We start from the raw sequence: 21,671 nt of genomic DNA, 5'->3' as shown, positions 1-21,671 counted from the left end.
CCTGAAGAAAGAACCCAGTGACTCCCGGAAACGAACTTCTATTTGTCGCGCTCGGCGGTTCGGGCGAGATCGGCATGAACGTCAATCTCTACGGAACCCAGGGCAAGTGGGTGATGGTCGATTGCGGCATCACCTTCGCCGATCCGGCCTATCCCGGCATCGACGTGATGCTGCCCGACCTCCAGTTCATCGAGGATCGCCTGGACGACCTCGTCGGCATCGTCATCACCCACGGGCATGAGGATCACATCGGCGGGCTGCCCTATCTCGCCGCCGACCTCGACGTGCCGATCTACGCCACGCCGTTCACGGCCGGCCTGATCCGCGGCAAGCTCGAGGAAGAGGGCATCGCCGACACCGTCGAGCTCAAGGTGATCGAGCGCGCCGGCAGCTTCCGCGCGGGCCCGTTCGGCTTCCGCTTCGTGCCGCTCGCCCATTCGATCCCCGAGGCGAACGCGCTCCTGATCGACACGCCGCACGGCCGCGTGTTCCACACCGGCGACTGGAAGCTCGACAAGACCACGCTGGTCGGCGCAGCTTCCACCCCGGCCGAGCTCGAGGCGATCGGCGACGAAGGCGTGTTCGCGCTGGTCTGCGATTCCACCAACGTCCTCAACGACACCGCCTCGGGTTCCGAGGACGATGTCTATGCCGGGCTGCTCGACACCGTCGCCAGCGCGCGCGGCCGCGTGATGGTCACCACCTTCGCGTCCAACGCCGCGCGTCTTTCGACGCTGGGCAAGGTCGCGCAGGAGACCGGCCGCGCCGTCTGCGTCGCGGGCCGCTCGCTCGACCGTATCCTCCGCGTCGCTCGCGCCACCGGCTATCTCACCGACTTCCCGGCGACCGTCGATTTCGACACCGCCATGTCGATGCCCCGCAACGAGGTGCTGATCATCGCCACCGGCGGTCAGGGTGAGCCGCGCGCGGCCCTCGCCCGCGTGGCGGAGGGGAGCCACCAGATCAGCCTGGAGCAGGGCGACCGCGTCGTCTTCTCCTCCAAGCAGATCCCCGGCAACGAGGTGGCCATCGGCCGCATCATGAACGCGCTTGCGACCAAGGGCGTGGAGATGATCACCGATCGCCAGGCGCACGTCCACGTCTCCGGCCACCCCGGCCGGCCGGAACTCGCGGCCATGTACAAGTGGATCCGCCCCGATCTGGTCGTGCCGGTCCATGGCGAAGCCCGCCATCTCGCCGAGCACACCCGCTTCGCGCTCGCCCAGGGCGTGCCCGATGCGATCACCCAGCAGAACGGCGACATCCTGCGCCTCGCGCCTGGCGATCCGCGCCGCATCGGCCACGCCGTGGTCGGCCGCCTGGCGCTCGACGGCGACGTGATCCTGCCGGCGGACGGCAACACCATCAACGAGCGCCGCCGCATCTCGCTCTACGGCCAGATGTCGGTCGCGGTCGCGATCGACCGCCGCGGCAACCTGGTCGGCTCGCCGGTGGTTCGCGCCCAGGGCGTGCCGGTCGAGGACGAGCGCGACCCGTTCCTGGAGGAAGCCGCCGACGCCGCCGAGGCCGCGGTGCGCAAGGGCGGCCGCGACCGTGAGAAGCTGCGCGAGCAGCTTCGCCTGGCCGTCCGTCGCGTCGCGACCCGCTGGACCGGCAAGAAGCCGATCGTGGACGTCCTCCTGATCGAGGCCTGAGGGATATGCGCTGGCAGTCGGCATTGGCGATCTACCTGCTGTTCTGGGTGCTCAGCGCATTCCTCGTCCTGCCGTTCGGCATGCGCACGGCCGAGGAGGCGGGCCACGCCCACGTCCCCGGCCAGGCCGAAAGCGCGCCTGCCCATTTCGCCCCGGGCAGGATCGCGCTGCGCACGACGATCGTGTCGCTCATGCTCTTCGGCCTGTTCTACCTCAACTACATCTATGGCTGGCTGACCCCGGAGAACCTCGACTTCTTCGGCTAGCCGAGAATGGCGGCGGCCCCGCGTGGATCGGACCACCGCGTACCGCCCGAAACCGTGCTCCTGCGAAGGCAGGAGCCCAGAGCCACAAGCGGCGCGCTTCATAACCCTGGGCTCCTGCCTGCGCAGGAGCACGGTGTGACGCGAGCAAGGGGGTAATGCTGCAGCACATTTCGCCGCAACCGGCCCCCACCTGGACCTCGGCCTCCGCCGGGGTACGATCACGGGGCAGGGTGTGGCCAAAGCCGAACCCCCGCAACTAACCACCGGCCAACCCCAAAGCTCCAACCCGTACCCCGGCGAAGGCCGGGGCCCAGTTGCGACGCCGCCCGAAGCTCGCGGCACGCCGGCCACGCTCCCGCTACCGGCGCACCCCCACTCCGACTAAGCTCCGCCCCATGACGGCACCGCACCCTCTCGACCTTCCAGCCCTCTCCGCGCTCCACGGCCGCCACGCGCGCTTCGCGGTCGTCCACGGCACAGCCCGCCGCTATCACCCAGCCTATGGCGTCTTCGCCGCGCTCGCGGACGATGCAGAGCCCAGCCTCGCGAGCCTTGCCGCGCTGGTGATCGAGCACGGCGACGTCGCACTGCTACAGGCGGGTGCCCCTCCGTCGATCCCCGGTCTCACGGTCGTGTCCCAGGACGTCGGCGTCCAGATGGTGGCAACGCAAATCACCGACGCGAGCGCACCCGACGTCAAACCCATCCCGCTCGGCGACGCCGACGCGCCCGAGATGCTCGCGCTCGCGACCCTCACCGAACCCGGCCCGTTCTTCGAAAAAACCCACCAGCTCGGCCGCTTCGTCGGCATCCGCCAGGACGGCCGCCTCGTCGCCATGGCCGGCGAGCGCATGCAGCCCGACGGCTTCACCGAGGTGAGCGGCGTCTGCACCCACCCCGATCATCGCGGCCGCGGATACGCCGCCGCACTGATGCGCCAGGTCGCCCGCGGCATCCTCGCCCGCGGCGACACGCCGTTCCTGCACGCCTATGCCAGCAACCAGGCCGCGATCGCCCTCTACGAACGCCTCGGCTTCCGGCACCGCCGCGAAATCCTGATGACGCGGCTCACCGCAGCCTGATCCGCCCGCAGGATGCCGGGCTTGCCATTCTGCCGCCCGGTGTCGGATGGTCGCGCGATGGACCTCCGCCGCGCCACCGTTCCGCTGGCAGCCCTGCTGCTGCTCTCCGCCCCCGCGGCCCATGCACAATCGACGCCCGCGGCAAAGCCGTTCGACGCCGCGACCGCATGGGCGTCCTTCGAAACCCTGTTGCGGGAGCGCTACGGCTATTTCGACCGCCCCGGTATCGACGGTAACGCCATCCTCTCTAACTTCGCCGAACAGGCCCGCCGCGCGCCTGACGACAAGACCTTCATCGACACGCTCCAGCTCGTCGCGCACAACTTCGCCGACCCGCATTTCGTCGTTGGCCCGCTCGATCTGGACGACTGGGCCGTCATCCCGACCGCCTCGGACCTGTTCGGCAGCTTTGACGGCACCACGTTCCGGATCGAGGAGGTGCGAGCCGACAGCGATGCGCTCGCCAAGGGCATCAAGACCGGTATGATCGTGCGGGCGCTGGACGGCCGGTCACCGCGCGCGGCGATCGAGGCCATCACCGGCCGACCCTTCGCGACGCTCGCCCCGACCCAGGTCGACTTCGCCTTCAACATGGCGCTTGCCGGCACTCGCAGGCGCCCGCGCACGCTGGAGGTAACCGACGGGCACCGCCGCCGCACCGTCGCCCTGGCCGCCACGACCGATCAGGCGAAGCGGGTGCAGGAAGGCCCGCTGCTGAGCGTGGAGCGGCAAGGCACGCTCGGCATCCTGCGCATCCACAACTCGCTCGGCGATCAGGCCTTGATCGCGCAATTCTCGCAGGCGCTGGCGAGCCTCGCCGACACGACCACGCTGCTGATCGACCTGCGCAACACGCCCAGCGGCGGCAACACCAGCGTCGCGCGCGGCATCCTCGGCCATTTCGTCGATCACGAACGGCCCTATCAGGTGCACGTCATCCCCTATGAGTCGCGCGTGCTCGGGCCGCCGCGCCGGTTCGCCGAGTACGTCGCCCCCTTCGGCGCGCGCTACGCGGGCAAGGTCTATGTCGCCGGCGGCCGCTGGACGGGCAGCATGGGGGAGGGGCTGATGATCGGCTTCGACGCGATCGGCGCCACCACCGTGGGCAGCGATCTCGGGGACCTGCTCGGCGCGCTGAGCAACGAGACGATCGACGGCTCCGCCGCCAGGATCGATCTCGGCACCGAACAGCTCTTCACGGTCGATGGCCTCCCGCGCGAAGCCTATCGCCCGCGCCTCTACCTTCCCCGTGCCGAGCGTGACGGCAGCCACGATCCGGTGCTGGCGGCTATCCGGCGCTAGGCGGCTCCCGCCCGGGCTCCGCGTCGAGCTGGCGGACCAGCGCGTCGAACAGGTCGTCGGCGGGCGGCTCGAACGCGGCGTCCAGCATGGTGTCGACCGCCTCCTGCGCCACCTCCGGCGCGCGCGTGTCGCGGTGGCGCTCGAACAGCGCCTCGACCAGGAAGCGCGTTCCCTCCCGTGACTTGATGAGCGCGTCGGCGGGGAAGGCGAGCGCCTGGCGCACGCCGGCGACCGAGGAGGCGTTGCGCAGATTGTAGCGCGCAGACTGGACGATGTGCTGGATCACCTCGCGCCGCTCGACCGAGCCCAACTCCGTCACCACCGACAGCCGGTGCAGCGCATAGAGCCCCAGCACCGCGGACAGGAGGAAGAAGAACTCCCAATGCGCGATGCCGACGCCGAACAGCTCGGCGGTGCCGCTCGGGCTCGTCCAGTCGATCGACAGGTGCAGCTTGCGCGCGGCGAAGAACTCCGTCAGCCAGCCGCCGACGATCGGCGCGGCGCCGGATGCCAGCGCCCCCACCAGCGCGTTGGTGGCCATGTAGCTGGTGGCCGCGCCCGCCGGGCTCAGCTTGATGACGATGTTGCCGGCCGCGAGGCCGACGCCGGCCTGGGCGGCGCCCATCACCAGGTGCAGCGCCAGCAGATAGGCCGGTCGCGACAGCTCGCCGGTGAAGTCGTCGGCAAAGATCATCCCGGCGACGCACAGCAGGTAGAGGGGGGAGGCGACCGTCAGCACCGACTTGTTGGTGAACCGGTCGGACAGGCTCCCCCAGCCGCGCACCACCGCCGCATTGGCCAGCTGGCTCGCCACCGTCAGGGTGAGGACGAAGCCCACCGAAAAGCCCAACTCGCGCACGAAATAGACGGTGAAGAACGGCGTCGCCAGGTTCACCGCGAACTGCCAGCTCGCCAGGTAGCGCAGCACCGAGCGGAAGTTGCGGTCGCGCAGCGGCCGCAGCAGCAGCCTTCGCAGCGAAGGCCGCCCACGGCGCCGTCCCATCCACGGCTCCGGCACCCGCGCCAGCGCCGCGGTGCTCGCCAGCCCGCACAGGAAGCCGATCAGGTACAGCGCCACATAGACACGGTCGCCGCCCGCGTCCGATCGCCCCGCGCGTTGCAGCGCGAACGCTGCCAGCAGCGTCGCCACCGCCCCCACCACCGTTCCATAGAGGTTGCGGCGCGCGAAGAACGCCCCCAGCTGCTCTTCGGGCAGCAAGTCGCGCATCCAGCTGTTCCAGCTGCAGGCGCCCACCGCGTTCAGGCCATAGTGGAGCAGTGCTGCGGCGACGAGCACGCCGACGGCGATGTTCCGGTCCGGGATCAGCGGAACCGCCGCATAGACCGGCAGTGCCAGCCGCGCGCCGAACACGCAGGCGACCGAGATCAGCCGCCGCCGCCGGACCCGCTCCACCAGGGTCACGGCCGGCGCCTGGAGCATCTGGGTCAGGAGCGGGATGGCCGCGATCACGCCGATCTCGATCTCGCTCGCCCCGATATGCAGCGCCAGTGCCAGCAGCACCACGCCGCTGTTGAGCGCGCCGATCGCGGTCGCAAAGGCGGCGTCGATCAGCAGGAAGCGCAAGCCGCGCTCGCGCGCTTCCGGCGAGATCGTCGCGCGGGGGGCCAGAATGGTACGCAGCACCGCAGAAGGCATCGGCAACACCCCGCCGGCTTTGACTTGCAGACCCGGCTAGAGCGGTGGGCGGCCCCAGAAGTTGCATCGCGGGCGCGATATCGGCCAGCGGCCAAGCGGCAACCCTGCCGCCGGAACGCTGGCGGGGGCTTTCCTACAGCGCGCGCCTCTGATCTGACTCGCCGGGCACACGTCCCGGCGGCGGCCTTCAGGCGCCGTCGGCCGGGGACGCGGGGAAGGCGGTTCTTGGACTAACTTTCGACTAACTTTCCGCGGCCGGCTCAGCCGCGCAGTCGCTCGATCGCCTGGGCGAGCGCGACGTAGAGCTTGCCCATGTCCGACGACAGCAGCGTCACGCCCAGCGGCGATCCGTCACGCAGCGTCAGGATCTGGCGCAGCATCGCCTCGAAGTCGTGGATGTAGCGGTTCACCTGCTCGCGGAAGCCCGCATCCTCGTCATAGAACTGGGCGATCTCGCGCGCCTGGGCGGAGTCGATCAGCTTGACGGCCCGGCGAGTAAAGACGCCGCGGTCGCCCTTCAGATACGCGGCCCAGGCGGCGTCGGTCACTTCCTGCGAGAAGGCCCGGGTGATGTCGATCGAGGCCGAATGCATCGCCTCGATCAGCAGCGACACCCGGCGTGCCAGCGTGTCGGTGTCGGATGCCTCACGCTCCGCCTCATGCTCGGCGAGGCGTGCTTCCATGGCGGCGCTGGTCTCCGCGATCTGGCCGAGCTGCTGCGCCAGCCGGTCGGAGGCGCGGTGCGCGGTCTCCACCGCCTTGGTCGCAGCCTCGCCCAGGGCTGCGACCTGTTGCACGACCGCCCGGTCGATCGCGCGCGACAGCGCGGCGGCGCTCTCGGTCTGGAGCCGCTTGGCGGCGGTCGGCACGATCCGGTCGAACGCGTTCTGCGCGTCCTCCGCGGTGCCGGTCGCGGTCGCGCGGATCTGCTCCAGCGCCTCGATCAGCTGGGGTGCTGCCTCCTCGGCGAAACGCCGGGTGGTCGCGACCGTCGCATCGACGATGACATGGACTCCGTCCACGCGCTCGCGGCCGGTGTCCAGCGTCTCGGCCATGGTGCGTGCGGCGTCGTTCAGCGCCACGCGCTGGCCCTCGATCAGCGCGCCCACCTTCTCCACCGCCTGCTGCGTCGCCTCGGCGTCCTGCACCAGCGCGCGCACTTCCGGCGCGGTACCAGCGACGGCGCCCCGCGTGACGGCGAGCCGCTGGTCCAGCCGCTCGAGCGCCGCCGGCAGCGTCTCGTCCAGCTCGCGCGCCGAGGCGTCGAGCGCCGTCAGCAGCCGCTCGGCCGTGGTGATCACTTCCTGCGCCGTCGCATCGCCGTTGCGCATCGCCGCGGTGGTCGAGCCCACCAGGTTGCGCAGCGCGTCGATCGCCGCCGCCAGCGCCTGGGCGCGCTCGGTGCCGGTCGCATGCAGCGTGGCGAAGCGCGCATCGACGTCGTCGATCCCGTCCGCAAGGCTGCGCACCAGCGCATCACTCTCGCGCTGCCGCTCGTCCAGCGTCGCGCCGATCCGCACCAATCCCTCCTCAATGCGGGCAATGCGCGCGTCCAGCGCCTCGCCCCCCTCGCGCGCGGTCCGCTCGATCGCCAGATGCTCGCGCTGGAGCCGCTCGATCGCGGCATCGCCTTCGGCGGCAAGCGCCGAGCGGGCGTTCTCGATCGCACTGCCGGTCCGCTCCAGCACCGCCTCGATCATGTCGACCATGCTGCCCGCGACCGTTTCCAGCCGTGCGCCGGCAAAGTCGCCCGCCGCCTCGATCCGCGCGAGATGCTGCGCCAGCCGTTCGCTCGCCGCCCCGGCCTCGCTGCCTGCGACGCGTCCATGCTCCGCCAGTTGCACCAGCCGAGTGTCGAGCTCGCCCGCCGAGCGGGTCGCGGCCGTGCCCGCGCGCTCAACCGCCTGGGCAATCTCGCTGATCTCGGCCCGGGCATCCGGCAGCGCCTGCACCAGCCGCTGCAGCCGTTGCTCGGCCTCACGCGCGGTGCCGCCCAGCAGGTCGGTGTGGCGCTTCAGCGCCTCGCTCTCCTGCGCCATGCCGCTGCGGATCACTGCCAGCCGCTCGCTGGCGTTGCCGGCGAGCGCCAGCAGCGTGTTCGCCTGTTCCGCCAGTTCGGCGCGATTCGCCGCCAGCCGTTCGGTGAGCGCCGCGACCGACTGTTCCAAGCGCTCGGTCTCCGCACGCAGCCCGCTTGCCACGTCGCCGAACCGCCGCGCTTCCGCCGCGCTGTTGCGCTGGAAGACCAGCCACAGGATCGCCAGCAGCATCGGCGGCACGCACAGCGCCGCCACGAAGCTCGCGACCTGCGGCGGAAAGGGACCGCTCCCCAGCCACGGTCCCGCCAGCGACACCATCAGCGCCACCCACCCGAGCGCGAGCACCAGCACGACCGCGGGCAGCAGCCAGCGCTTCGCCGAGGGGGCTTGCACTTCGGCCTCGTCCTGCACGGGTTCGAACGAGCGGCGCGTCTCGCCCGCATATGCCTGTACGTCTGGCGCCTGTTCGCCCGCGGTGCTGAAGCCGGAATCCATGGGGCGGGGCTGTAGCATTTATTGCGCCTGCGCAACACCGGCCGGCCTCTCGCCTCGGCGCGGCCGCGGGCGGATCAGTCGCTCCGACGCAGCAGCTGCCAGTGCAGACCGGACAGACCCTGAGCACGGCGCTCCGCCACCACCGCATAGGCATGGCCGCACGCGCGTACGTGCGCGGGGAAGGGGTGATCGCCGTCCCGGTCGACCAGAACGAACGGCGCGGCCGGGCAGGGCGCGACCCGCACCTCCAGCGGATATCCTCGTGCAGCCGCTGCCGCATCGAGCACTGCCGTCTCGCGGTCGCGGTGTACCACCACGGTCGTCCCTCGAGGTGCGAGCGTGGCCATAGCGGCAATCGCCTGCCCCGGGTCGCCACGCTGGTCGCGGATCAGCAGCCGGTCGGTCGCCAGCATCGCCACCGCCCCGGCGAGCAGCGCCACGCCGACCGCCGCCCGTGCCCGGGCGCCACGCTCGGCAAGCTGCGCCAGCCACTCGCCCAGCCACAGCAGCAGCCCGACGCTGCCGACCAGATAATAGCGCGGCATCATGCTGTTGGGCAGCGCCAGCAGGGCGAGCACCAGCGGAAAGGCGATTGCGCTCCACAGCGCCAGGTCACGCAGCCGGCTCCGGGGCGCCAGCAACAGCATCAGCGGAACCACCGCGCCCACTAGCGGCGGCAGCCCCAGCGTATAGTGGAGCAGCTGCGACAGCGCATGCGCCCAGCCGGCCCAGCTGTGCGGTTGCACCCCGCCCACGGCAAAGCCGGTCGCGCTCATGTGCGCGGCAAGCCACATCAGCGCGACGATCACGCCCATCGTCAGCAGGGCAGGACCGAAGATGCGCAGCATCTCGCGCGCCACGGTGTCAGGGCCGACGACGCGCCGCCGCTCGATCACCGCCCAACCGAGCAGCGCCGCCAGCCCGAAAACGATCGTCGCCTGGGCGAGCAGCCCCAGGCCAAGCGCCATCGCGAGGCTCGCTGCTCCGGGCGCTCGTTCAGGGGCGGCGAGCCAGCGGTCGACCAGCAGCACCGCCGTCGCGAACGCCAGCAGCATCGGCGCATAGCCGCGCGCTTCCGAACCGTAGCAGACCAGCGCGGGCGACAACGCGAACAGTCCCGCCGTGATCGCCCCGGCCAGGGGGCTGCGTCGCCAGCCGATCGCCGCCGCCACGGCGATGGTGAGCGTGCCCGACGCGATCGCCAGCCCGCGCTGGAGGAGCGGCGGTGCATCGAACCCCACCAGTTGCATCCACAGCGTGTTGAGGTGGTGGTTGTTGTCGTGGTTGATCAGCCAGAGGATGCCGAGCGGCGTCCCCGCATCGCGGGCGAACACCGCCGACCATGCCTCGTCCAGCCACAGCGCCCCGGTGCCCGCCGCGATGCGCAGCGCGAGCCCCGCCACGATCGCTGTCGCGACGACCGCAAGCGCCCAGCGCTCGTCCTGCTTCCACGCCCCCATGCGTACCCCCTAGGCTCAGGCTAGCGGGCAGGGGTCAGCGCGCATAGGCGTCGATCAGCGATCCTACGTAATCGGGGCTCTTGCCGCTCAGTTCGGCCACCGGCTTGTCCCCATAGATGAAGCCGTGGGCGGGATAGATGCTGCCGCCCAGCCCATCGCTGTCGCGGTACCAGACCTTCACCTGCGTCCAGTCGTTGTCGGGGGAGACGTCGAACAGCGTCACGTCCTGCTCCACCTGCCCGCGCGTGCCGCCGATCCGCGACCAGTTTGCGTGGGTCACCATCAGCACGCGCTTGTCGACGATCCGGCTGACCACTGCGACATGGCCGAGCCGCAGCCGCTCGGACTTCGCCATCGCCAGCACCGCGCCGACCTTGGGCACATGGCCCCGCTCGTACTTGCCCTTCGCCTGGTCCCACCAGGTCCAGGCATCGCCATAGATCTGCACGCCCGACGCGGTGCGCGCAAAGGGCACGCACTCGCCCGTATAGTCGAGCAGGGTTCGTGCGCCGGCGGGCAGCGTCGCGGTGACAGCAAGGGAGAGGCAGAGCGCGCCCCTGAGCATCGAAGCGAACATAGGGCGGTGGTAGCCCGGCTTCCTAACCTGTCGGTTAACGCGCGCGCAGGGAAGATCGCAAAAGCACGGGTAATCAGCCGGCGCGGGCTTCCGATCGTGCCTCCATCAGGTCCCAGAGCCCGCGGTGCTGGGCGAGCAGCTGCTCCATCCCGAACAGCATCGCCCGCTCGGTCGCCCGGTTGGCAGCGAGCATGGCGACCAGGTCGGCGGTTGCGGCCGAGTCGGGCAGGGTGAGCGGCACCGGGTCGGCCCCCTGGCGGATCGCCGCCGCATCGAGGCCGGTGCGGATCGCCGGCCAGTCGAGCACCAGTGCGATCGCAGCGCCCAGCGCACAGCCACGACGCTCGGACTGCGAAAGCATGTCGATCGCGTGGCGCTGCGCCGCAATCGCGGCTTCGGTATTGGCCTGGCACGGCGTGCTCGGCATCGGCCCCGCCGCGGCGGCAAGCGCCACCAGATGGCCGCGCTCCTGGGCGAAGCCCGCCGCCGCCTCGATCAGCCAGTCGCGCGCGAAGTCGAAGTCGCTATGGGCCGCCGCATGTTCGATGACGCCGGGCTGCCGGCCGTGGAGGAAGCAGAGGTGATGGGCGGCATCGGCGACGTCGCGTGGGTCGCACGCGTCGCGGGCGAGCGCCGCAAGCTGCGGCTGCCCGGCACTGCCGTCGCGCTTCGCCAGCGACGACACCATGGACCATGCGTCCGGCGCCGTCGCGCTGATCACCCCACCCACGGACCGGTCTCCTCCGTCGCCTCCATGCCCAGGAGCCGCCATGGCACCCGCTGATGCCCGGACGCGTAGCAGAAGGGCGTAAACAGACCGTGCACGTGTCGCCGGGGCGCCACAAAAGAAAGACCCCGAAAAGCGCTGCTTTCCGGGGCCTTCTGGTGCTTACTGGTCGAGGAAGCTGCGCATCTTGCGAGACCGGCTCGGATGCTTGAGCTTCCGGAGCGCCTTTGCCTCGATCTGGCGGATGCGCTCGCGGGTGACCGAGAACTGCTGCCCGACCTCTTCCAGCGTGTGATCGGTGTTCATGCCGATGCCGAAGCGCATGCGCAGCACGCGCTCCTCACGCGGGGTGAGCGAGGCCAGGACGCGGGTGACGGTTTCCTTCAGGTTCGCCTGGATCGCGGCGTCCACCGGGATGATCGCGTTCTTGTCCTCGATGAAGTCGCCTAGGTGGCTGTCTTCCTCGTCGCCGATCGGCGTCTCGAGGGAGATCGGCTCCTTGGCGATCTTCATCACCTTGCGCACCTTCTCCAGCGGCATGGAGAGGCGCTCGGCCATCTCCTCCGGGGTCGGTTCGCGGCCCTGCTCGTGCAGGAACTGGCGGCTGGTGCGCACCAGCTTGTTGATCGTCTCGATCATGTGGACCGGGATGCGGATGGTCCGCGCCTGGTCCGCGATCGAGCGGGTGATCGCCTGCCGGATCCACCACGTCGCATAGGTCGAGAACTTATAGCCGCGGCGATACTCGAACTTGTCCACCGCCTTCATCAGGCCGATGTTGCCTTCCTGGATGAGGTCCAGGAACTGCAGCCCGCGGTTGGTGTACTTCTTGGCGATCGAGATCACGAGGCGCAGGTTCGCCTCGACCATCTCCTTTTTGGCGATGCGCGCCTCGCGCTCCGCCTTCTGCACCATGTTCACGATGCGGCGGAACTCGGTGAGCGCCATGCCGGTCTGCTGCGAGATCTCGGCGACCTCGCTGCGGATGCGATCGACGGCGGCGGCTTCGTTCTCGGCGAACGCCTTCCACTTCTTGTCGAGCGTCGCGACCGAGGTCAGCCACTGCTCGTCCATCTCGTGATCGACATACTGCTCCAGGAACGACTTGCGCGGCACCTTGTGGCGCTCCGCAAGGCGCAGCATCTGGCCGCCCAGCGTCGTCAGGCGTCGGTTGAACGCATAGAGCTGGTCGACGAGATACTCGATCTTCGCCTGGTGGAACTGGACGCTCTCGACCTCGGCCGTCAGGTCCTCGCGCAGCTTCTGATAGGTCGCCTCGTCCTTGGCCGACAGCTCGCCGCCCGACGACATCGCGTCCAGCCGGCGTCCCTGCATGCGCGAGAACTGCTCGTAGATCGCGGTGATGTTGGCGAACTTCTCCAGCGCCTGCGGCTTGAGCGTCTCCTCCATCTGCGCGAGGCTGAGGGTGTTGTCCTCCTCCTCATCGTCGGAGTTGCGCGGGCCCCGGCGCTCGCCGTCCTCGTCGTCCGAAGATTCCTCTTCCGGCTCTTCCTCTTCCTTGAAGGTCGGGCCGGTGCTCTTCTCGTTGATCTCGTCGCCTTCGTCGTCTTCGGCGGCTTCGACCTGCTCGGCGGACGGACCCTTCGACAGCATCGCGTCGAGATCCAGGATCTCGCGCAGCTGCATCGTGCCTTCGTTCAGCGCCTCGGACCAGCCGATGATCGCGTTGAAGGTGATCGGGCTTTCGCACAGCCCCAGGATCATCGTGTCCCGGCCGGCCTCGATGCGCTTGGCGATCGCGATCTCGCCCTCGCGGCTGAGCAGCTCGACGGCACCCATCTCGCGCAGGTACATGCGGACGGGATCGTCGGTGCGATCGACCGTCTCCTTCTTCTTGACCGCCTCGAACGCAGGCGCGGAATCGTCCTGCTGGTCGCCCGAATCCTCGTCGCCGTCGTCGGCGGCCTGCTCGGTGTCGCCTTCCTCGCCGGCTTCCTCGTTCTCGACGACGTTCACGCCCATTTCATTGAGCGCGGCCATGATGTCCTCGATCTGCTCCGAGGACATCTGGTCCTGCGGCAGCATCTCGTTGAGCTGATCGACCGTGATGTAGCCGCGCTTCTTTGCGCGCGCGATCAGCTTCTTGATCGATCCCTCGTTCAGATCGATCAGCGGCGCGTCGCCCGTCTCCATCGTGTCGTCGCCGCCACCGTTCGCCTTCGCCATCAATTGCCCTCGAAAAACCCGGACTGAAATCCGGCCTGATTCTAATCGTCTTCGTCTGCCAGCACCAGATTTGCAAGACGCGCCTTGAGCGCTTCCTGTTCCTGCACCAGCGCCACCTGACGCTCGAATGCGGTCTCATCGAGCCCGGCCTGCAACGCTGCCGTCGCCTCCGCCAGTGCCGCATCCACCGCGGGACGCGTCACCAGAACGGCGATCGCCTCATCCAGGTCCGCCACCGCCCGCGCTTCGTCGTCCCCGTCATGACGAGTGAACGAAAAGGGCAGGGTATCCGCCCTCAGCAGTTCGTTTGCGATGTCGTTGAAACCAGACTTCGCCAATATGGTACGAACTCCGCCGCTATCAAGTTGCCGGTCGGCAAGTGCCACATCGACGACCGCTTCGAACAACCGCCCGAGCGCACCGTCGGCTAGGCGAAGCGATCCCAGCACCTCCAGGTGCCGGGCGATCTGCGCGGGGTGTCGGATCAGCCCGGCGACCACGGCCTTCGCCAGCACCGGGTCGATCCCCTGCGCGATCTGGCGCGCGGTGTCGGAGGGCGGGGGCTCGGGCGGACGCCAGCCGCCGCGCTGGCCCGGTCGGTTGCCGCCGCGCTGCTGTCCCCCGTTGCCGCGCTGCCACGAACCACCGCCGCCGCCCTGCCACTGCCGCTTCCGCTCGGGCGGCGCGAACGCCTCGTCACAGCGGTTGCGGAACTCCGACAGATACTCGTCGCGCACCATCGGGTCGCCGATCGTGCGGGCAAGCTCGCCCAGCCGGCGCTTCAGGCCCGCGCGGTTTTCCGGCGTCGTCAGCGGTTCTGCGGCAAGCTCCTGCTTCCACAGCCGCTCGACCAGCGGCTCGGGCTCGCGCAGCAGCGCCTCGAACGCGCCCGGTCCTTTGCTGCGCACCAGGTCGTCCGGATCCTGTCCCTGCGGCAGCGTCACGAAGGAAAGGCTGCGGCCGGGCCCCAGCAGCGGCAGCGCGCGATGCGCCGCGCGGATCGCCGCCTTCTGCCCCGCGGCATCGCCGTCGAAGCACAGGATCGGCACGTCCGCCATCCGCCACAGCCGTTCCAGCTGCGCCTCGGTCATCGCGGTGCCGAGCGGCGCCACCGCCTCCCCGAATCCAGCCTGGGCGAGGGCGATCACGTCCATATAGCCCTCGACCGCGATCACGCGGCCGGCTTTGCGGGCGGCGGCCTGCGCGCGATCGAGGTTGAAGAGCGTACGCCCCTTGTCGAACAGCGGCGTCTCGGGGGAGTTGAGGTACTTGGGTTCACCGTCGCCGATCACACGCCCACCGAACGCGATCACCCGCCCGCGCACGTCGCGGATCGGGATCATCAGCCGGCCTCGGAAGCGATCGTAGGGCGCCTTGTCCTCGACCTGGATCAGCAGCCCCGCCTCGACCAGCATCGGGTCGCCATAGCTGCCCAGCGCCTCCTTGAGCTTACCCCGCGAGTCGGGCGAGTAGCCCAGCCCGAAGCTGCGCGCCGTGCTCGCCGAAATGCCGCGCCGCTCCAGCGCCGCCCGGGCCTCGGCACCGGCGAGCCCGTGCAACTGCTCGGTGAACCAGCGCGCGGCCTCCTCCATCGCATCGTGGAGGCCCTTCGCGCGCTCGGCGCGTTCTGCGGAGCGCCGGTCCTGCGCCGGCACTTCCAAACCAACGGCTTGCGCCAGTTCCTTCACCGCGTCGATGAAGGGCAGCCCGCGCTGATCGGTCATCCAGCGAATGGCATCGCCATGCGCCGAACAGCCGAAGCAGTGATAAAAGCCCTTGTCGTCGTTGACGTAGAAGCTCGGCGTCTTCTCGTTGTGGAAGGGGCAGCAGGCGCGCCACTCCCGCCCCGCACGCTGGAGCTTCACGGTCTTGCCGATCAGCGCCGACAGCATGGTGCGGGCGCGTAGCTCGTCGAGGAACTGGGGGGAGAGGCTCATGGGTACGCGCCGCCGGCGCCCCCGCCGCCAGGCAGGGGCGCGCTCGGGCTCAGCCCGCCAGCGCCGCCTTCACCGCGCCCGACGCCTTGCTCATGTCGAGGTTGGCGGCATGGCGCGCCTTCAGCTCGGCCATTACGCGGCCCATGTCCTTCATGCCCGTGGCGCCGAGCTCGGCCTTGATCGCCTCGATCGCCGCCGCCGTCTCGGCCTCGCCCATCTGGGCGGGCAGGAAGCGCTCGATCACCTCGACCTCGGCGGCCTCGTTCGCGGCGAGCTCGGGGCGGTTGCCCTGCTCGTACATGGCGATCGATTCGCGGCGCTGCTTCACCATCTTCTGCAGCACCTCGACCACCAGCGCGTCGTCGTCGGCGGGGGCGCCGCCGGTGCGCACCTCGATGTCGCGGTTCTTGATCGCGGACTGGATCAGGCGGATCGTGGCGGTCGTCGGCTTGTCGCCGCCCTTCATGGCGGAAACCAGCGCAGCCTTGATGGTGTCGCGAATCATCGGTTCTCTCGGTTCGTCGGAAAGCCGGGGAGGGTAGCCGGAACTTGCCTCCTTTAACAGATTGACGCGGCGGCCAGTGGGCCTTAGCCGGCAGCGCTTAGCGACATCGTCAGCACAACCTATCAGGAGGATCGCCCGAGTGGCCGACGCCAAACCCATGCCCGCGCCCGAAGGAGCCACCGGCGTACTCGTTCTGGCGTCGGGGGACGTGTTGTGGGGCCGCGGCTTCGGTGCCGAGGGCGACGCCGTCGGTGAAGTCTGCTTCCACACCGCGATGACCGGCTACCAGGAGATCATGACCGATCCGTCCTTCGCCGGGCAGATCATCACCTTCACCTTCCCGCACATCGGCAACGTCGGCGCCAACCCCGACGATATCGAGGCGAACGATCCCCACGCGCTCGGCATGATCGTGCGCGAGGATCCGACCGCACCCAGCAACTTCCGCTCGTCCGAGCCGCTGATCGCCTGGATGCGCAAGCACGGCCGCATCGGCCTGGCCGGCATCGACACGCGCGCGCTCACCCGCCGCATCCGCGTCGGCGGCGCCCCCAATGGCGTCATCGCCCATTCGCCCACCGGCGAGTTCGACATCGACGCGCTGCTTGAAAAGGCACGCAGCTGGCCGGGGCTGGAGGGCATGGACCTCGCCAAGGACGTCAGCTGCGAGACGCATTACGGCTGGCAGGGCGGCATCTGGCGCCTGGGCGCCGGCTACGACACCAGCGAGAACCCGGCCGACGAGGCTCAGGCGCGGGCCGCGCAGGCCAGCGCCGCGCCCCACGTCGTCGCGATCGACTATGGTTCGAAGCGCAACATCTTCCGCAACCTGGTCCAGGCCGGCGCGCGCGTGTCCGTGCTGCCCGCCACCGCCACCTTTGACGAGGTGATGGCGCAGAACCCGGACGGCATCTTCCTGTCCAACGGCCCGGGCGATCCGGCCGCGACCGGCGAGTACGCCGTGCCGGTGATCCGCCAGCTGCTCGACACCGGCAAGCCGCTGTTCGGCATCTGCCTCGGCCACCAGCTGCTCGGCCTCGCGGTCGGTGCCACCACGACCAAGATGTTCCAGGGTCACCGCGGCGCCAACCATCCGGTCAAGCGGCTGGAGGACGGCGCGGTCGAGATCACCTCGATGAACCACGGTTTCGCCGTCGAGCGCGACAGCCTGCCCGCCAACGTCCGCGAGACCCACGTCTCGCTGTTCGACGGCAGCAACGCCGGCCTGGAACTCACCGACAAGCCGGCGTTCAGCGTCCAGTACCACCCCGAAGCCAGCCCCGGCCCGCAGGACAGTTTCTATCTGTTCGAGCGGTTTGTGGGGATGCTGCGGTGAAACGTCCGAAGCCACTGCGTCAAGGTCAAGTCGATGGCTTATGTGGCATCTACTCGATCTTGAACTTCTTCCGCAGCCGGGACGAGTTTAAAATCGCAGTGCACGAGGCCGATGAGTTCTGGGTGATCTTGGACGTGGCTGAAAGGCTCGGCCTTTTGCGAGCTGACTTCGTTGTACAAGGCTACGGCGATTACCAGCTCGCCGAAATAGTTGGCGGCGTATGTGATCGTCTTCAATTGCCGTTCGAGGCGGTAAGGCTCGGACGCGTTGGAGGTCGAGACCTGCAGCCTGCCACTGTCTTTGATTATGTTCTTGAGCGAGGTGGCGCAGCGATCATCCAGTATGGTGATCGGCACTGGGCCCTTCTTCATGATAGGCGCGATGGTAAGTACGCGCTGGACGACTCAAATCCGGCCGCGAAGAAAGCGCCAGAGCTGACCGTCGAGCAAGCGAACAAGCTGAACGCCGATCTAGGTATCGCAATCATTCCTACTCCTTCAAACATGTTGGCGATCTAAATGCCCAAACGCACCGACATCTCCTCCATCCTCGTCATCGGCGCAGGGCCGATCGTCATCGGCCAGGCCTGTGAGTTCGACTATTCGGGCGTGCAGGCGATTAAGGCGCTGAAGGAAGAGGGCTTCCGCATCGTCCTGGTCAATTCGAACCCGGCGACGATCATGACCGATCCGGAACTGGCCGACGCGACCTATGTCGAGCCGATCACCCCGGCCGTGGTAGCCAAGATCATCGAGAAGGAGCGCCCCGATGCGGTGCTTCCGACGATGGGCGGGCAGACTGCGCTCAACACCGCGCTCGCGCTGTTCCGCGACGGCACGCTCGACAAGTTCGGCGTGAAGATGATCGGCGCCGACGCCGACGCGATCGACAAGGCCGAGGACCGGCTGAAGTTCCGCGACGCGATGGACAAGATCGGCCTCGAAAGCGCCCGTTCCGCGATCGCGCATACCGAGGCGGAGGCGCTGGAGGGTCTGGACAAGGTCGGCCTGCCCGCGATCATCCGTCCGAGCTTCACGCTCGGCGGCACCGGCGGCGGCGTCGCCTACAACAAGGACGAGTTCCTCAAGATCGTCCGCGCCGGCCTCGACGCCTCGCCGACCACCGAGGTGCTGATCGAGGAGTCGCTGCTCGGCTGGAAGGAATATGAGATGGAGGTGGTCCGCGACCGTGCGGACAACTGCATCATTGTCTGCTCGATCGAGAACATCGATCCGATGGGCGTTCACACTGGCGACTCCATCACCGTCGCGCCGGCGCTGACGCTGACCGACAAGGAATACCAGATCATGCGCAATGCATCGATCGCGGTACTCCGGGAAATCGGCGTCGAAACAGGCGGTTCCAACGTCCAGTTCGCAGTCAATCCTAAGGACGGTCGCCTGATCGTCATCGAGATGAACCCGCGCGTCTCGCGCTCCTCGGCGCTCGCGTCCAAGGCGACCGGCTTCCCGATCGCCAAGGTCGCGGCCAAGCTCGCGGTTGGCTACACGCTGGACGAGATCACCAACGACATCACCGGCGCGACGCCGGCGTCGTTCGAGCCGACCATCGATTACGTGGTCACCAAGATCCCGCGCTTCGCCTTCGAGAAGTTCAAGGGCTCCGAGGCCGTGCTCTCCACCGCGATGAAGTCGGTGGGCGAGGTGATGGCGATCGGCCGCAACATCCACGAGAGCCTGCAAAAGGCGCTCCGCGGCCTCGAAACCGGCCTGTGCGGCTTCAACGAGGTCGAGCGGCTGGTCGGCGCCCGTCGCGACCTGATCGAAGCGGCGCTCGCGGTCGCCACCCCGGACCGGCTGCTGGTGGCAGCGCAGGCGCTGCGCGAAGGCTTCACCGTCGCCGAGGTCCATGCGATCGCCAAGTACGACCCCTGGTTCCTGGAGCGCATCGCCGAGATCATCGCTGCCGAGGACGAGGTGAAGCGCAACGGCCTGCCGATCGACACGGCCGGCATGCGCCGCCTCAAGGCGATGGGCTTCTCCGACAAGCGCCTGGCCAAGCTCGCGCTGGACTCGGTCCACCTGCGCGGCATGCAGCGCGGCATCGCGCAGGGCTCCGGCCTGATCCACGAGGTGGTGAAGGCGATGTCCGGCGGCGTGACCGAGGCGGAGGTGCGCGAGCATCGCCTGAAGCTCGGCGTCCGCCCGGTCTTCAAGCGCATCGACACCTGCGCTGCCGAGTTCGAGGCCAAGACGCCCTACATGTACTCGACCTACGAGGCGCCGACCTTCGGCGAGCCCGAGGACGAGAGCCAGCCGTCCGAGCGTACCAAGGTCGTGATCCTGGGCGGCGGTCCCAACCGCATCGGCCAGGGCATCGAGTTCGACTATTGCTGCTGCCACGCCTGCTTCGCGCTGTCGGACGCGGGCTATGAGACGATCATGGTCAACTGCAACCCGGAGACGGTGAGCACTGACTATGACACCTCCGATCGCCTTTATTTCGAGCCGCTGACGGCCGAGGACGTGCTGGAGATCCTGCATGTCGAGCAGCAGAAGGGCACGCTGCTGGGCGTGATCGTCCAGTTCGGCGGCCAGACCCCGCTCAACCTCGCCAAGGCGCTGGAAGACGCAGGGATCCCGATCCTGGGCACCAGCCCGGATGCGATCGACCTGGCGGAGGACCGCGAGCGGTTTGCCGCGCTCGTCTCCAAGCTCGGCCTGCTCCAGCCGGCGAACGGCATCGCCCGCAGCCGCGACGAGGCGGTCGCGGTGGCCGAGCGCATCGGCTACCCGGTGCTGATGCGTCCCAGCTATGTGCTCGGCGGCCGCGCGATGGAGATCGTCGACAGCCAGCGCCAGCTCGACGACTATATCCAGACGGCCGTGCAGGTCTCCGGCGACAGCCCCGTGCTGATCGACCAGTATCTGCGCGACGCGATCGAGGTCGACGTCGACGCGATCAGCGACGGTACCGACGTGACGGTCGCGGGCGTGCTCCAGCACATTGAGGAGGCCGGCGTCCACTCGGGCGACAGCGCCTGCTCGATCCCGCCCTACAGCCTGTCCGCCGAACTCATCGCCGAGATCGAGCGCCAGACGGTGGCGCTCGCCAAGGCACTGTCGGTGAAGGGGCTGATGAACATCCAGTTCGCGGTCAAGGATGGGCAGGTCTACCTCATCGAGGTGAACCCGCGCGCCTCGCGCACCGTGCCGTTCGTCGCCAAGGCGATCGGCGTTCCCGTCGCCAAGATCGCCAGCCGGGTGATGGCGGGCGAGAAGCTGGCAGACCTGCCGCCGATCGATCGCAACATCGACCACATCGCCGTCAAGGAAGCCGTGTTCCCCTGGGGCCGCTTCCCGGGCGTCGATCCGGTGCTCAGCCCAGAGATGAAGTCCACCGGCGAAGTCATGGGTATCGATAGCGATTTCGCGACCGCCTTCGCCAAGTCGCAGCTCGGCGCCGGCATCACCCTGCCGACCGGGGGCACCGTGTTCGTGTCGGTCAAGGACAGCGACAAGGCGGTGATCCTGCCGGGCGCGCGGCTGCTGGTGGAGTTGGGCTTCGCCATCGTCGCGACCGCCGGCACCGCCGACTATCTCGCCGAACACGACGTGCCGGTCGAGCGCGTCAACAAGGTGGCGCAGGGCCGGCCGCACATCGTCGACCGGATCCTCGACGGCGACATCGCGCTGATCTTCAACACCACCGAAGGCTGGCAGTCGCTGCGGGACTCCGAGTCCATCCGCGCGTCTGCGGTCGCGCAGAAGGTGCCGTACTTCACCACGGCATCGGCGAGCGTGGCCACGGCGCAGGCGATCGAGGCCCTCTCGCGGCGCTCCCTTGAAGTGCGTCCGCTACAGGCCTATTATTCGCGGCCGCACAACTGATCCCCAGAACAAGACGATAGGTGCGGGCGGGCCATCCGGGTCCGCTCGCGCCAGGGGACGTGAACGAAGGACCGCAACGATGGCGACCGTCGAAAAGATGCCGATGCTCCAGGAGGGCTATGAAAAGCTCATCCAGGACCTGAAGCGTCTCAAAGAAGAACGGCCGCAGATCGTGGACGCGATCGAGGAAGCGCGCGCGCACGGCGATCTTTCGGAAAACGCCGAATACCACGCTGCCAAGGAGCGCCAGGGCCAGGTCGAGGCATCGATCTCCGACATCGAGGACAAGCTCAGCCGCGCGCAGGTGATCGACCCGCGCGACCTGTCGGGCGACAAGATCGTGTTCGGCGCCACCGTCACGCTGCTCGACGACGATGACAAGCCGGTGAAGTACCAGATCGTCGGCCAGACCGAGGCGGACGCCAAGACCGGCCGCATCTCGTACAACTCGCCGCTCGGCCGCGCGCTGATCGGCCGCAAGGTCGACGACGAGGTCGAGGTCTCGGTTCCCGCCGGCGACCGCTATTACGTGGTGTCCAAGATCGAGTTCATCTGATCGACCGGCCCGGCGCGCGGGGACGTTCGCCGGGCTCGT

At 68.8% G+C, this 21,671-nt stretch carries 16 protein-coding genes; 8 read left to right on the top strand and 8 right to left on the bottom strand.

Annotation, left to right across the window (positions count from 1 at the left end):
* The first annotated feature begins 17 nt into the window (after window positions 1-17).
* The 4 genes from EDF69_RS11245 to EDF69_RS11230 all read left to right on the top strand — a co-directional run bounded on the left by EDF69_RS11245 (window position 18) and on the right by EDF69_RS11230 (window position 4,305).
* Entirely contained in the window at window positions 18-1,655 is a 1,638-nt protein-coding gene (locus EDF69_RS11245) for an MBL fold metallo-hydrolase (protein WP_132882003.1), read from the top strand.
* A 5-nt stretch (window positions 1,656-1,660) separates the two neighbouring features.
* Window positions 1,661-1,921, top strand: coding sequence for a DUF1467 family protein (locus tag EDF69_RS11240; protein WP_132882004.1), 261 nt, complete (start codon window positions 1,661-1,663; stop codon window positions 1,919-1,921).
* Between the two features lie 395 nt (window positions 1,922-2,316).
* Window positions 2,317-3,003 (top strand): GNAT family N-acetyltransferase, encoded by a 687-nt coding sequence (locus EDF69_RS11235; protein ID WP_132882005.1) that lies wholly within the window; start codon window positions 2,317-2,319, stop codon window positions 3,001-3,003.
* Window positions 3,004-3,060: 57 nt separating this feature from the next.
* Window positions 3,061-4,305: a S41 family peptidase gene (locus EDF69_RS11230; protein WP_132882006.1), complete on the top strand. Its 1,245-nt coding sequence runs from the start codon at window positions 3,061-3,063 to the stop codon at window positions 4,303-4,305.
* On the opposite strand, the gene EDF69_RS11225 is transcribed toward EDF69_RS11230, so the two are convergent.
* From EDF69_RS11225 to EDF69_RS11190, 8 genes are all read right to left on the bottom strand, one after another.
* Entirely contained in the window at window positions 4,292-5,950 is a 1,659-nt protein-coding gene (locus EDF69_RS11225; RefSeq protein ID WP_165889947.1) for an MFS transporter, read from the bottom strand. The two genes, EDF69_RS11230 and EDF69_RS11225, sit on opposite strands and share 14 nt — an antisense overlap.
* 272 nt (window positions 5,951-6,222) lie before the next feature.
* Window positions 6,223-8,496, bottom strand: coding sequence for a hypothetical protein (locus tag EDF69_RS11220; protein WP_132882008.1), 2,274 nt, complete (start codon window positions 8,494-8,496; stop codon window positions 6,223-6,225).
* A 74-nt stretch (window positions 8,497-8,570) separates the two neighbouring features.
* Entirely contained in the window at window positions 8,571-9,956 is a 1,386-nt protein-coding gene (locus tag EDF69_RS11215; protein WP_132882009.1) for a hypothetical protein, read from the bottom strand.
* A 34-nt stretch (window positions 9,957-9,990) separates the two neighbouring features.
* Entirely contained in the window at window positions 9,991-10,533 is a 543-nt protein-coding gene (locus EDF69_RS11210) for a CHAP domain-containing protein (RefSeq protein ID WP_132882010.1), read from the bottom strand.
* Window positions 10,534-10,606: 73 nt separating this feature from the next.
* Window positions 10,607-11,263, bottom strand: coding sequence for a DUF6975 family protein (locus tag EDF69_RS11205; protein WP_339538326.1), 657 nt, complete (start codon window positions 11,261-11,263; stop codon window positions 10,607-10,609).
* Window positions 11,264-11,422: 159 nt separating this feature from the next.
* Window positions 11,423-13,447, bottom strand: coding sequence for an RNA polymerase sigma factor RpoD (rpoD, locus tag EDF69_RS11200; protein ID WP_132882011.1), 2,025 nt, complete (start codon window positions 13,445-13,447; stop codon window positions 11,423-11,425).
* Between the two features lie 41 nt (window positions 13,448-13,488).
* Window positions 13,489-15,384 carry a DNA primase gene (gene dnaG, locus EDF69_RS11195; RefSeq protein ID WP_132882012.1) on the bottom strand — a complete coding sequence of 632 codons (1,896 nt, stop codon included), beginning with the start codon at window positions 15,382-15,384 and terminating at the stop codon, window positions 13,489-13,491.
* Between the two features lie 49 nt (window positions 15,385-15,433).
* On the bottom strand, window positions 15,434-15,889 hold the full coding sequence (locus EDF69_RS11190; RefSeq protein WP_132882013.1) for a GatB/YqeY domain-containing protein: 456 nt from the start codon (window positions 15,887-15,889) through the stop codon (window positions 15,434-15,436).
* A gap of 139 nt (window positions 15,890-16,028) precedes the next feature.
* On the opposite strand from EDF69_RS11190, the gene carA reads away from it, so the two are divergent.
* The 4 genes from carA (at window position 16,029) to greA (ending at window position 21,632) form a co-directional block, all read left to right on the top strand.
* Window positions 16,029-17,225, top strand: a complete 1,197-nt coding sequence (gene carA / locus EDF69_RS11185; RefSeq protein WP_132882014.1) for a glutamine-hydrolyzing carbamoyl-phosphate synthase small subunit — start codon at window positions 16,029-16,031, stop codon at window positions 17,223-17,225.
* Window positions 17,222-17,743 carry a hypothetical protein gene (locus EDF69_RS11180; RefSeq protein ID WP_132882015.1) on the top strand — a complete coding sequence of 174 codons (522 nt, stop codon included), beginning with the start codon at window positions 17,222-17,224 and terminating at the stop codon, window positions 17,741-17,743. The genes carA and EDF69_RS11180 overlap by 4 nt, the downstream gene beginning before the upstream one ends.
* A complete protein-coding gene (gene carB / locus EDF69_RS11175) occupies window positions 17,744-21,076 on the top strand; it encodes a carbamoyl-phosphate synthase large subunit (protein ID WP_132882016.1) in 3,333 nt (1,110 codons plus the stop codon).
* Between the two features lie 79 nt (window positions 21,077-21,155).
* The gene (gene greA, locus EDF69_RS11170; RefSeq protein ID WP_125960018.1) at window positions 21,156-21,632 is read left to right on the top strand and encodes a transcription elongation factor GreA; all 477 of its coding nucleotides are present in this window, start codon (window positions 21,156-21,158) and stop codon (window positions 21,630-21,632) included.
* The last annotated feature ends 39 nt before the right edge of the window (window positions 21,633-21,671 follow it).

The organism is Sphingomonas sp. JUb134 (assembly GCF_004341505.2).
Classification (GTDB): domain Bacteria; phylum Pseudomonadota; class Alphaproteobacteria; order Sphingomonadales; family Sphingomonadaceae; genus Sphingomonas.
Note: the sequence above shows the minus strand (reverse complement) of the source record. Positions and strands in the feature narration are given on the sequence as shown.